General features: G+C 51.2%; 2 protein-coding genes (1 of these 2 only partly in view). Both read left to right on the top strand.

The window, feature by feature from the left end; genetic code table 11:
* On the top strand, nucleotides 1-409 hold the 3' end of the coding sequence (locus ACE1SE_RS08205) for a non-ribosomal peptide synthetase (RefSeq protein WP_374053396.1). It extends 6,272 nt beyond the left edge of the window; the window shows 409 of its 6,681 coding nt (coding positions 6,273-6,681); its start codon lies off the left edge, out of view; it ends in the stop codon at nucleotides 407-409.
* Nucleotides 406-15,054, top strand: a complete 14,649-nt coding sequence (locus ACE1SE_RS08200) for a non-ribosomal peptide synthetase (RefSeq protein WP_374053395.1) — start codon at nucleotides 406-408, stop codon at nucleotides 15,052-15,054. Before ACE1SE_RS08205 ends, ACE1SE_RS08200 begins: the two co-directional genes overlap by 4 nt.

Raw genomic sequence — 15,054 nt, 5'->3', positions numbered from 1 at the left:
GAACTCTAATGGCAAACTCGACCGTCAGGCACTCCCTGAGCCTGATGCGTCCGCTGTGGTTGTACGCCACTATGAAGCACCGATCAGTGCGGAAGAAATTATTCTGGCCCAAATCTGGCAAGACTTGTTGGGATTGGAGCGAATTGGTCGCCACGATAACTTTTTTGAACTTGGCGGCCACTCATTGGTGATCGCGCAATTAGCAACACGCATACAAGATGAATTTCTGGTCGATATCCCTATCTCCTCGTTGTTTCTTTCCCCTCAATTGGCGGAACAGGCCGGCATCATCCTTACCACCCAACTGGATGCTATAGGGAACAGCAATATTGAATCACTCGAAAATGAACTGGATTTAATGTCAACCGAAGAATTAATGGCAATTTTAGGCGGAGACAGCAATAAATGATAAGGAATAACATGAACCGCAATGGCCTGAAACAGGCTGTTTTACAAAAGAAAATTAAAGAGCAATTACAACATAACAAACATTATCAGAAACGGCCACCAATCAAACAGGCAGCCCGTGATCTTCTTCTGCCATTGTCCTTCGCCCAGCAACGGCTGTGGTTCCTTAACCAACTCGATCCTGCCGCCAGTTTAGCCTATCACCTTCCAATAGCGCTGCGCCTGACGGGCCAACTTAACCGTGATGCACTGACTAACGCGCTCGATCACCTGATTGCGCGTCACGAAAGCCTGCGTACTCGCTTTATGCTGATTAAGGGTCAGCCCTGCCAATACATTGATTCTTCTGATATTGGCTTTACTCTGTCCTGCCATGATCTGCGTCCGTTAGACACCGAAATGCGCACTAACCGTCTCGCCGAACTGACCACTCTTGAAGCACAGGCACCTTTTGACCTGACCCAAGGCCCATTGATCCGCAGCCAACTGTTACAGCTAACGGATGAAGAACATGTGTTATTGCTCACCCAGCATCACATCATTTCTGACGGCTGGTCTATCGGGGTGCTGGTGCACGAACTGGGTACGCTCTATCGTGCGGCTCTCGACAACCATGATAATCCGCTTCCGTCACTGCCCATTCAGTATGTTGACTATGCCGTCTGGCAGCGCGAATGGTTACAAGGCACCGTTCTTGCCAAACAACGCGATTTCTGGTGTACGCAACTTAAGGGTTCCCCAGCCTTGCTGACGCTGCCCACGGATCGACCACGCCCCTGCGTACAGACTTATGCAGGTAAACAGGTGCCTGTTCAATTTGATGCGGCCTTGCTGAGTTCACTTAAGTCATTTGGACAACGGCATCACACCACTCTGTTTATGACTGTACTGGCAGCCTGGAGTATTGTACTCGCCCGACTCAGTGGGCAGGATGACATTGTCATCGGCACGCCGGTCGCCAACCGCCCACATCGCGAACTCGAAGGGCTGATTGGTTTCTTTGTCAATACGCTGGCCTTGCGTGTCACTTTCAAGGATAACCTCAATGTGGCGGATCTGCTTGCTCAGATTCGGGAACGGGCGCTTGCTGCCTATGCCCATCAGGATCTGCCTTTTGAACAGGTGGTGGAAGCGCTCCAGCCTGAACGTAGCCTAAGCTATAGTCCGATCTTCCAGGTGATGTTGGCTTTAAACAATACGCCAGCCAGAACTCTGACGTTACCGGGCCTGCAACTCACTCAAATTGAACAAGCACGCCACAATACCCACTTCGATATGACCTTATCGCTGACCGAAACCGAATCTGGTTTGTTCGGTGAACTGGAATATGCTGCTGATCTGTTTGATCCTGCAACGATAGAACGCATGGCCGGCTATTTGCAACGGGTACTTGTGGCAATGACAAGCGATTCCGAACAAGATATTACCAAACAGACCATTGCCAGCCTGCCAATATTATCAGCATCGGAGCGGTACCAATTGTTGGTGGAATTCAACGCCACTCAAGCCGATTTCCCACAGGAAACCCTGATCCATCAACGGATCGAAGCACAAACTGCACAAACGCCGAATGCGACAGCGGTAGTGTGTGGAAACCAGTCTCTCAGCTATGGGGAATTGAACCGCTACGCCAATCACCTGGCTCATCATTTGATTACTCTGGGGGTACATCCAGACGATCGAATCGCTATCTGTGTCGAACGCAGTTTAGAAATGGTGGTGGGATTGCTGGCCATTCTTAAAGCGGGAGGCGCTTATGTCCCGCTCGATCCTGCTTATCCAACCAGCCGATTGGCCTATATGCTTGAAGATGCGGCTCCCGTTGTAGTCATCACCCAGAAAAAGCTAACCGACAGACTGACTCACTCTGTATCTACGGTATTCATCGACAATCTGCTCGACAATGACAATCACGAACCCTTAAGTCAATCGACAGGCAATCCCGATGCGCAATCTCTGGGTTTAACGTCAAATCATCTGGCTTACGTGATCTACACATCAGGCTCCACCGGATCACCCAAAGGGGTTGCGATTGCCCATCGCAATACCGTAAATTTCCTGACCTGGGTCCAACGAACTTTTCGCCCCGAAGCATTGGCGCATACCCTGTTCGCGACTTCATTTAATTTTGATTTGTCCGTGTACGAATGTTTTGCGCCACTGATTTCTGGTGGCACAGTTCATATTGTTTCTGATGCCCTATCGTTAATCGCGACTAAGCCCTCTTCAACAAAACAGGCGATCAGCCTGATTAATACGGTGCCGTCGGCCATCGTACATTTGAGCGAGACAAACGCCATTCCGCCCACCGTTAAAACCATTAATTTGGCAGGAGAGGCGCTGAAACCCCATATCGTCGAACATCTGTTTGCCCATTCAGATGTAGAAGATATCTGCAATCTCTATGGCCCTTCGGAGACGACAACGTATTCGACCTGGACATGCATGAATCGGATGACAAATACGGTTTCTCATATTGGTCGCCCCATCGCCAATACCCGGATCTATATCCTTGACGCCGTCGGTCAGCCTGTTCCCCTTGGGGTTAGCGGCGAAATTTATATCGCCGGTGCCGGTGTGGCTCGCGGTTACCTGAATCGACCTGAACTCACTGCTGAGCGCTTCCTAAGCGATCCCTTTTCTTCAGAACCGAATGCGCGTATGTATAAAACCGGTGATCTGGGTCGCTGGCTGCCCGATGGCAACATCGAATACCTTGGCCGCAATGATTTTCAGGTCAAGCTGCGCGGATTCCGCATTGAATTAGGGGAAATCGAGGCCCAACTGATGCAATGTCAAGGCGTGCGCGAAGCGGTGGTAATTGCCCGTGAAGATGAGCCGGGGCAGAAACGGTTGGTGGCTTATCTGCGGCCTCTGGATGGTACTGAACTGGTGCCGGCCGAATTGCGCCAGCAACTCGGCCAACATCTCGCTGACTATATGTTGCCCAGCGCCTTTGTGACATTGGAAACTTTCCCGCTGAACTCTAATGGCAAACTTGACCGTCAGGCCCTGCCTGTTCCCGATACCTCTGCGATGATAGTTCGCGGCTATGAAACGCCGATCGGAGAGATAGAAACCGCCTTAGCTCGTATCTGGCAAGATTTGCTGGGACTGGAACAAGTCGGTCGTCATGACCATTTCTTTGAACTCGGCGGACACTCATTGATGATCGTCAACTTGATTGAACAACTGCATAACCTGGGTTGGCGGCTTGACGTGCGCAGTGTGTTCTCGACCCCGATCCTCAGTGAGCTGGCGCAAACTATCCTTGCATATCAAGATAATACCTGCGCTTTCGAAGTGCCACCCCAGCTTATTCCCGCAGGCTGTACTGCCATTACCCCGGATATGCTGCCGCTGGTTTCGTTGTCCCAAAATGAGATTGATGCCATCGTCGCGGCTGTATCAGGAGGAGCCGCCAATGTGCAGGATATCTATCCACTGGCACCGTTACAGGAAGGTATTCTTTTCCAGCACTTGCTACAGACACAAGGTGATGATTATCTATTGCAAAGCCTGCTCGCTTTCGATACCCGCGAACGTCTTGATGCCTTTTTAGCTGCGCTGCAACACATTATCGATCGCCATGACATTCTGCGAACTGCCGCCTATTGGCAAGATCTGGCTCAGCCAGTACAGGTGGTTTGGCGTCAGGCATCGCTACATATCAATATTTTTACTCCAACCACAGAAGGCGATGTTTTATCGCAACTACGTGCTGGTACAGATCCGCGCCAACATCGCCTCGATCTGAGCCGTGCGCCGCTGTTCGTCGCAGATATCGCCCATGATCCTGTACATAATGAATGGTTATTATCTTTGCGTTTTCATCATCTGGTCAGTGACCATATGACACTGGAGCTGATTTTCGCTGAAATTGCTCACGTATTACAGGGAAATGCCGCCATGCTGCCCACTGCGCTACCTTATCGCAACTTTATTGCCCGGACATTAAATGTGTCAGTAGCAGAGCATGAAGCCTATTTCCGTGACCAACTGGCTGATATTGATGAACCCACAACGCCCTTTGGGATACTCAACGTACCCAGCGATAATCGGGCTATCAATGAACATAGTCTGCCGCTTGATCCCACTTTGGCGAAGGTGATTCGCTCTCAGGCTCGCCGTTTAGGCATCAGTTCCGGCGTTCTGTTTCATGTCGCGTGGGCGCAAGTGCTGGCACAAACCAGTGGTCATGACGATGTGGTCTTTGGCTCGGTATTATTGGGGCGTTTGCAGGGGATCGCAGGGGCTAACAGAATATTGGGGATGTTTATTAATACGCTGCCGATACGGATTACGCTGACCGGACTCAGTGTGCAAGAAGCAGTACAAGCCACCTACCGTAATCTGACCCTGTTATTAGAACATGAACAAGCATCATTATCGCTGGCACAACGATGCAGTGGCGTGGCCCAACCGATACCGTTGTTCAGTGCCTTATTGAATTATCGTCACAGTCAATCTGGTGAAGCAGAAACGGTCGATTCAGTCTGGGTTGGGATACGTATCCTGACAGCAGAAGAACGAACCAACTATCCCATCACACTATCGGTGGATGATATGGGGACTGGTTTCCATTTAACTGCCCAGACTGTGACGAATATTGACCCTGCACGCATAACCCATTATTTGGTCACTGCCATCAGCGGTCTTATTGATGCACTCACTCATAACCCACAGCAACCCATTCTGCACGTGCCGATCCTGCCTGCTCTGGAGCAACAACAACTGCTGGCAGAGTTCAATGCCACACAAGCCGATTTTCCTCAGGAAGCTCTGATTCACCAACTGTTTGAAATAGAAGCGATACAGCATCCCGACGCTATCGCCGTGATGTCCGGTGAACAGTCACTCAGCTATGGTGAACTGAATCGCCGCGCCAATCGTTTAGCGCATCATTTAATGACGTTGGGTGTACGCCCAGACGATCGTGTCGCGATGTGTGTCGAACGCAGTCTGGAAATGGTGGTTGGTTTGCTTGGTATCCTCAAGGCGGGTGGCGCTTATGTGCCACTTGATCCGATTTATCCTGCTGAACGGCTGGCCTATATGCTTGAAGACTCTGCACCAGCAGTGGTACTGACCCAAAGAGCATGGCTTGATGTTGTTACAAGTACTGAATCAACTGATGCTATTCCTGTCATCACACTTGATGTCCAGGATCCCTTCATGGAAACACAGCCAGATCACAATCCAGAGGTATCAGGTCTGACTGCCCACCATCTGGCCTATGTTGTTTATACCTCGGGTTCCACCGGCTTACCCAAAGGGGTAATGAGTAGTCACCGAGCCCTATGTAATCGGTTATTGTGGTTCGTCCGAGATATCGCAACTCCGCCATTAGTTGGAGCGCTGAAAACCAGTATCAGCTTTGTCGATTCAGTGACTGAAACCCTGGGCGTACTGCTGGCAGGTGGCAAACTGGTAGTTTTTGATAACCATGAAGTCAAAGATCCCATTCGTTTCAGTGAAGGCTTGCAGCGTTTTGATGTTAACTATTTGGTTGTCGTACCTTCCCTCTTGAAAATATTGATACAAGGTAGTGATAAACAAGGCGATAAAGGTCATTATCTGAAATCAATTAACATGTTGATTTGCAGCGGGGAACGGCTTGCACCTGAGTTAGCACAACAAGTAGTCACTGAGTATCCCTGGCTCCGTCTCCTTAATTTCTATGGTTCATCCGAGATCAGTGGTGATGCCACTTGGTATGAATACTCTGCTCAGTCAAGTGTACCGGCAGTTTCAGTAATTGGCCGCCCCATCGCCAATACCCAAAGCTATATTCTCGATTCCCAAAGGCAACTCATTCCTTTTGGTGTCACGGGGGAAATTTATATCGCCGGCGTTGGTCTGGCTCGCGGTTATCTAAACCAGCCTGAACTGACTACTGAGCGTTTCCTTGCCGATCCGTTCTCTTCAGAGCCAGACGCCCGTATGTATAAAACCGGCGATCTGGGTCGCTGGATGCCCGATGGCAACATCGAATATCTTGGCCGCAATGATTTTCAGGTCAAGCTGCGAGGCTTCCGCATTGAATTGGAAGAAATTGAGACACAACTGATGCAGTGTGATGGAGTGCGTGAAGCCGTAGTGATCGCACGCGAAGATGAGCCAGATCAGAAATATCTGGTGGCCTATCTGCGGCCACGGGATGGTGCTGAACTGGTGCCCGCTGAACTGCGTCAGTTACTCGCTCAACGCCTTGCCGACTATATGCTGCCCAGTGCTTTTGTCTCGTTAGCCGCTTTTCCGTTAACGCCTAACGGCAAACTCAACCGACAGGCGCTCCCTGTGCCGGATGCTTCTGCCGTAGTGACGCGCAGTTATGAAGCGCCCGTCGGTGAAATAGAAACGGCGTTGGCACAAATCTGGCAAAACCTGCTGGGGCTGGAACGTGTTGGCCGTCACGATCATTTCTTTGAGCTCGGCGGACATTCTCTGCTTGCTGTCCAGCTTGTTGCGCGTATCCGTCAGATGCTGGCACGGGAATTGCCGTTACAGATCCTCTTTGACCAACCGATCCTAATGACATTGGCTCATACGCTGACCAGAGCGGCGACAACGACCCAAACCGTGATTCCCATTGCCGATCGCAACCAGCCATTACCCCTGTCTTTTGCCCAACAACGTTTATGGTTCCTCAGTCAGCTCGATCCGGCGGCGAGTCAGGCTTACCATTTGCCGGCGGCACTACGCCTGACCGGTTCACTGGATCACCATGCGTTAGTTATTGCCCTTGACCGTCTGGTTGCCCGCCATGAAAGCCTGCGCACTCGCTTTATATTGATTGATGGGCAACCTTACCAACATATTGAACCCGCTGACATTGGTTTTACCCTGTCTTGCCAAGACTTGCGCCAGCTTGATCAGGCCTTGCATACCCGCCGTGTTACCGAGCTTGCCGCACTTGAATCCCAAACTCCCTTCGATTTCGCGCAAGGGCCACTTATTCGCGGCCAACTACTGCAACTGGCAGACGAAGAGCACGTCTTGCTGTTAACCCTGCATCACATTATCACCGATGGTTGGTCCCTTAGTGTATTAGTGCGAGAATTGGGGATTTTCTACCGTGCAGCGCTTGATGACAATGACGATCCTTTACCACCACTGCCCATCCAGTATGCTGATTATGCCGTTTGGCAACATGCGCAACTAAAAGAAACAACCCTCGCTGCACAACGTGATTTCTGGTGTGCTCAGCTTAAAGATGTGCCGACTTTACTGACGCTGCCCACGGATCGGTCACGCCCAGCAATACAGACCTATGTTGGCGACCAAATCTCTTTCCTGCTTGATGCCGCGTTATTGGCATCACTTAAAGCACTTGGACAGCGCCATAGCAGCACCTTGTTTATGACCCTATTGAGTGCCTGGAGTATCGTACTGGCCCGGCTCAGTGGTCAGGACGATATCGTTATCGGTACCCCAATCGCCAATCGTCCACACCATGAGCTTGAAGCAGTGATGGGGTTCTTTGTCAATACGCTGGCCTTACGTGTTAAATTCAATGATGACCTCAAGATAGCAGATCTACTCACACAAGTTCGCGAACGAGCACTTGCCGCCTATGCTCATCAGGATCTGCCTTTCGAACAGGTCGTGGAGGCACTCCAGCCTGAACGTAATTTGAGCTACAGTCCCATCTTTCAGGTAATGATGACCTTGAATAACACACCCGCTCAGAACCTGGTATTACCTGATTTGCAACTCACATCAATTGAACAAGCTCATCATGGTGCCTATTTTGACGTCACATTATCACTCACTGAAACCGAATCTGGTTTAGTCGGTGCCATAACCTATGCCGCTGATTTGTTCGATTCAACAACTATTGAGCGTATGGTTGGCTACTTGAAAAATATATTGGCAGCCATGGTCGCTGATGCAACACAACGCATTGCCACTCTGCCAATAATGCCAGAATCAGAGCAGCAACAATTACTGGCAGATTTCAATGCCACCCAGATGGATTTCCCGCCCGATACCTTAATCCACACTCAGTTTGAAGCACTGGCAGAGCAACAACCCAATGCACCCGCCGTGGTATTTGAAGGGCAAACTATTCGCTATGGCGAACTGAACCGCCGTGCTAATCGGCTGGCCCATTATCTGATTGCGCAGGGCGTCCGTCCAGACAAGCGCGTGGCGATTTGTGTCGAACGCAGCCTGGAAATGGTGGTCGGCTTACTGGCGATCCTGAAAGCCGGCGGGGCCTACGTCCCGCTCGATCCGGCCTACCCGACTGAACGGCTGACGTATATGCTTAAGGATGCCGCCCCCGTGGCCTTACTTACCCAGACGCCCCTCGCCGACACCCTGAATCATGCGGGCACCACGACCGCAGCCGGCTATCTCACCCTGCGGCTTGATGCCCGCGAAGCCACTGACCTTGCGGAACAACCAACTCACAATCCCGATTCGCAGAAAATGGGGCTGACTCCGCACCATCTGGCCTATGTTATCTACACGTCCGGCTCCACTGGCTTACCCAAGGGGGTGGAAATGCCGCTGGCGGCCTTGTCAAACTTATTGCAATGGCACCGACACGCCCCTTCACCGCCCATCGGCACCGGCAAAACCCTGCAATTTGCAGCGCTGGGCTTCGATGTCGCCTTTCAGGAAATATTCACCACCCTGTGTGAAGGTGGCTGTCTGGTCCTGATTAACGAAACGCTGCGGCGGACGCCACAACAGCTTCTCCGGCTGATTCAACAACAACAGATTGACCGAATTTTCCTGCCCTACATTGCGCTCCAGCATCTGGCTGAAGCCGCCAGTGACAGCCGCGAAGATGTTTCCTGTCTGGCGCATATCATCACTGCCGGTGAGCAATTGCGTATTACGCCGGCCATTCAGCGTTTCCTGCAACAGGCCAACTGCCGGTTGCATAATCACTATGGCCCGACGGAAAGCCATGTCGCTACGGCATACCAATTGGGTGAGGAAATAGCACCATGGCCAGTATTGCCACCCATCGGGCGCCCGATAGCCAACAATCGAATTTATCTTCTTGATGGGAACGGCCAGCCTGTGCCTTTGGGCGTGACCGGGGAAATCTATATCGCCGGGGCCGGCGTCGCCCGGGGGTATCTCAACCGGCCTGTACTGACGGCTGAACGTTTCCTTGTTGACCCGTTTTCCCCACATCCCGATGACCGCATGTACAAAACCGGTGACCTGGGCCGCTGGCGACCCGATGGCCATATCGACTACCTTGGCCGCAATGACTTTCAGGTCAAACTGCGGGGTTTCCGCATTGAATTGGGGGAAATTGAAACACAGCTTATGCAGTGTCACGGGGTGCGCGAAGCCGTGGTGATTGCCCGTGAAGATGAGCCGGGGCAGAAACGGTTGGTGGCCTATCTGCGGCCGCTGGCTGGCGCTGAACTGGTGCCCGCTGAACTGCGTCAGCAACTCGCCCGACACCTGGCCGATTATATGCTGCCCGGGGCATTTGTGATGCTGGAAACCTTCCCACTCACGCCCAATGGTAAACTCAACCGTCAGGCACTCCCTGCGCCGGATGATTCTGGCGTAGTGACACGCAGCTATGAAGCGCCCGCCGGTGACATAGAAATTGCGTTGGCACAAATCTGGCAAGACTTGCTGGGACTGGAGCGAGTTGGCCGTCATGATCATTTCTTTGAGCTGGGCGGGCATTCCCTGCTTGCCGTCCAGCTTGTCGCCCGTATCCGTCAGGTACTGGCGCGGGAGTTACCGCTACAAACCCTGTTTGCTCAGCCGATCCTGATGGCACTGGCCCGGATGTTGACAGAAGCGGCCACTATCACACAAACAGTCATCCCCCTTGCTGATCGCAGCCAGCCCTTGCCTTTGTCCTTTGCCCAACAGCGATTGTGGTTCCTCGGCCAGCTCGATCCGGCGGCGAGTCAGGCCTATCATATTCCTGTCGCACTACGCCTGACTGGTCAACTTAATCACCATGCACTGACCACCGCACTTGATCGTCTGGTGGCGCGGCATGAAAGTCTGCGGACACGTTTTGTGCTGGTTGAAAACCAACCCAGCCAGCAAATCGATCCTGCGGATATCGGTTTTGCCCTGTCCTGTCAGGACTTGCGTCAGCTCGATCCCGCTTTACATCTCGACCGTGTCACTGAACTCGCTACTCTTGAGGCGCAAACCCCTTTCGATTTTGCTCAGGGACCGCTTATCCGCGGTCAACTGCTACAACTGGCCGATAAGGAACATGTGCTGCTGCTCACGCAACATCATATTATTACCGACGGCTGGTCTATTGGTGTGCTGGTACGCGAACTGGGGATTTTCTACCGTGCGGCACTTGATGGCAATGAAGATCCTTTACCACCACTGCCCATTCAATATGTTGATTATGCGGTCTGGCAACATGAGCAGTTAAAAGAAACAACCCTCGCTGCACAACGTGATTTCTGGTGTACTCAGCTTGAAGGTGCGCCGGCCTTACTGACGCTGCCCACGGATCGTCCACGCCCAGCAATACAGACCTATGTCGGTAACCAAATCTCTTTCCAGCTTGATGCCACGTTATTGACATCACTGAAAGAACTTGGACAGCGCCATAACACCACGTTGTTTATGACAGTGCTGAGTGCCTGGAGTGTCGTGCTGGCTCGACTCAGTGGTCAGGATGATATCGTTATTGGTACTCCAGTCGCTAACCGCCCGAATTATGAGCTTGAAGGGTTGATGGGTTTCTTCGTCAATACATTGGCCTTACGCGTTAAATTCAATGATGAACTCAATGTGGCTGATCTGCTTGCACAAGTTCGGGAACGGGCACTTTCCGCCTATGCCCATCAAGATTTGCCTTTCGAGCAGGTAGTAGAAATACTCCAACCTGAACGTAGTCTAAGCCACAGTCCGCTCTTTCAGGTGATGCTGGCCTTAAATAACACACCAGCCCAAACACTCATCTTACCTGAACTACAGCTCATACCATTTGAACAGACATATCACAACACTCATTTTGATTTGACATTATCACTGGCAGAAACCGAAAAAGGCTTAACCGGTGCCTTGTCCTATGCCTCTGCGTTGTTTGATGCTGCAACGGTTGAACGTATGGTCAGTTACTTAACCAATATCCTGATGGCAATGGTGGCGGATGAAACACAGCTCATTGCTGTCTTGCCGATGCTGCCGGAATCAGAACAGCAACAGCTATTGATAAACTTCAACGCCACTCAAACAGATTTTCCACAAGATGCCCCGATCCACCAACTGTTTGAAACCCATGCAGAACAGCATCCTGAGACTATTGCTGTCGTCTGTGAAGGCCAGACACTGAGCTATAGTGAACTTAACCGCCGCGCTAATCGCCTGGCTCATCACCTGATTACATTGGGCGTGCGCCCGGATGATCGGGTAGCGATTTGTGCTGAACGCAGTTTAGATATGATCGTGGGCTTACTTGGTATCCTTAAAGCCGGCGGTGCTTACGTCCCTATCGATCCAAACTATCCGACTGAACGGCTGGTCTATATGCTGGAGGATGCAAGGCCCGTGGCCTTGCTAACTCAAACAGCACAAGTTAACCGACTGGACAACCGCATACCCAAAGTATTGCTTGATGCACAAGATCCATGTTTGGCAACACAGCCGGCTCACAATCCGCAGGCACATACATTGGGACTAACGTCACGCCATCTGGCCTATGTGATCTACACTTCTGGATCAACAGGGCAGCCAAAAGGGGTGATGGTCGAGCACCGCAGTATCACTCGACTGGTTATCAATAATACTTACGCAGATATCGGTGCGAACGACTGTGTCGCTCATTGTGCCAATATTGCTTTTGATGCCTCAACCTGGGAAATTTGGTCGGCCCTGCTCAATGGTGGGCGTCTGTACATTGTTCCACAATCTGTACTACTCGATCCGGTACGTTTCTGCGCTACCCTAATTAAGGGGCACGTTACCGCTCTCTGGTTGACAGCGGGCTTATTCAATGAATATCTTGATAGCCTCAAACCCCTGTTGGGGCAATTGCGCTACCTGCTTATTGGTGGCGATGTGCTCGATCCGAGGAGGATACAACAGGTGCAATTGGCTAAGTTTCAACCCGCACATCTGATTAATGGATATGGCCCAACGGAAACTACGACATTTGCCGCAACCTACGAAATGACTTCTCTTATTGATGCGACTCGTTCTATTCCTATCGGTCACCCGATTGCCAATACCCAAATTTATATTTTGGATGCACATAATCAGCCCGTTCCCGTCGGTGTGGCGGGTGAAATCCATATCGCGGGCGCTGGCGTAGCACGCGGTTATTGGAATCGCCCTGAACTGACGGCCGAATGTTTCCTCACCAATCCGTTCTCTTCGGAGTCAGACGCCCGCATGTACAAAACCGGCGACCTCGGCCGCTGGCTGCCCGATGGCAATATTGAATACCTCGGCCGCACTGATTTTCAGGTCAAGCTGCGTGGCTTCCGCATTGAACCAGGGGAAATCGAAGCCCGACTTACCCAATGTGACGGGGTACGCGAAGCGGTGGTGCTGGACCGTGAAGATACGCCTGATCAAAAACGACTGGTGGCCTATTTACGACCGCTGGAAGGGGTTGAATTGCAGCCAACCAGACTGCGCCAGCAACTCGCCCAATATCTTGCCGACTATATGCTGCCTAGTGCTTTTGTCACGTTAGCGACTTTCCCGTTAACCCCTAACGGCAAACTCGACCGTCAGGCCCTGCCTGCTCCCGACCCGTCCGCTTTCGTGGTGCGGGGCTATGAATCTCCCATTGGTAAAACAGAAACCGCTCTGGCCCAGATCTGGCAGGACTTGCTAGGGCTGGAAAAGTTAAGTCGTCATGATCATTTCTTTGAACTTGGCGGGCACTCGCTGCTCGCTGTACAGTTGTTGAATCGTATGCGTGAACAAAATATGCAGGTTTCATTGACCACCCTGTTCGCCCATCCAACCTTATGTGATTTGGCCCTGGCTGTTAAGGAGCACTTCGTCATGCCAATATCCCCATTTGATGCAAATCCTGTACCACTAAGCCCAACAGGTTCCTTGCTGCCTTTATTCTTGGTGCATGAAACGTCCGGCGATCCTCTGGTTTATTCTCCCCTGGCTGCCTTACTGCCACCTGATCTTCCCGTCTATGCCTTACAGGCGCTCGGCATCCATACACTGGAACATCCGCCGATGTCAATTGAAGCACTGGCTACCAATCATATTCAGGCCATTCGCCGTATCCAACCACAAGGGCCTTATCGTCTGATGGGATGGTCGATTGGGGGGTTGATTGCCTATGAGATAACCCAACAATTAGCAAGTAACGGGGAGACTGTCGAGTTTCTCGGTATGATCGACTCCTATTATCATGCCCATAAAGATAGTCATGACCTCTTAACCCCTGCTGATCCATCTGTAAACGAGGAAGCAAGGCGAATAAAATTAATCATTAACGCACTAAGTACTCAAAAGATTATTGGCGATGAGAAAGCGCTGGCAGAGCTGCACAACCTCAATAATCTGGAACAGGTACTTGATCACTGCATCGGACACCAATGGCTGTCGGCAGGTATCACGCGCGAAGATATTCTTCTGCGTTTTTATACCGCCGAGATGATTACACAGCGTGGTCAGGCGTACACCGCGCAAAAATCCACCTTACCTGTCCATCTCTATACTGCAGCGGAGTCAGTTAACAACGATGGTTGGCACGGCTGGCATGATATTGTCGGCCACGATTCGGTGCTCCACCCTATCGGCGGGACGCATTTCTCCATTATGCACCCTCCTCTGCTAAACCAAATCGTGGATTCAGTCACTGAAAACTTACCGGATGTGCCTGTCTTCGACCCACTGGTTATTATTCAGCAGGGTGCTCCATCCGTATCGCCACTATTTTGCCTGCCTGGTGCCGGTGCCAGCCCGTCCAGTTTGCTTGAACTGGCCCTATCGTTCCCACAGCAACTTCCGGTATACGCTTTACAGGCACGTGGGTTCACGACTGAGCATAATTTCCCTTACAGCAGTGTCGAAGGGGCGGCTCGTGCCTATATCCAGAAAATCCGGCAAGTCCAACCTCATGGCCCTTATCACCTGCTCGGCCACTCTTTTGGCGGCTGGATTGCCTTTGAAATAGCCTTGCAGTTGCAAACTGAAGGAGAACAGGTATCCGATCTTATTCTTATCGATACCGATGAACCTGATCAGCAAGAAAATGTTCTCAAGTCGATCAACCGTATTGAGACAATCATGGAGTTGATTGATATCTATAATATGATATTAAATCAGCCGCTTCCGCTCACCAGACAAGATTTTGCTAACTTGAGCGCAGATGAACAAATACAGCATCTGCACAGTGCCTTGGTTAAGGTCGGTCTCTTTCCGGCAAAAACACCAATATCACTGTTACAAGGGATTGTTCGCGTTATGCAGGCTAATCTGAACACGGGCTATATACCTCGTACCCGTTATGAGGGATCTGTACATCTGATTAACGCAGAAGAAAGCAATAAGGATGAAAGGAGAACTCGCGAAACCCAGTGGCGTCTTCACGTAGCTGAACTCAATACGATGGTTGTGTCCGGCAATCATATGACCATGTTGTCTGCACCTCAGGTCGGGCAATGGGTAACCAGCCTATGGCAAAAGTTACGGGTTCCTTATTGA

Origin of the sequence: Xenorhabdus taiwanensis (genome assembly GCF_036512875.1) — a bacterium.
Lineage (GTDB): Bacteria > Pseudomonadota > Gammaproteobacteria > Enterobacterales > Enterobacteriaceae > Xenorhabdus > Xenorhabdus taiwanensis.
The sequence above is the reverse complement of the archived record's forward strand: the minus strand, read 5'-3'. Positions and strand labels throughout refer to the sequence as shown.

What these genes read in the sequence shown, in the direction of transcription:
- ACE1SE_RS08200 (WP_374053395.1), top strand. Translation starts at nt 406, where the DNA reads ATGATAAGGAATAACATGAACCGCAATGGCCTGAAACAGGCTGTTTTA.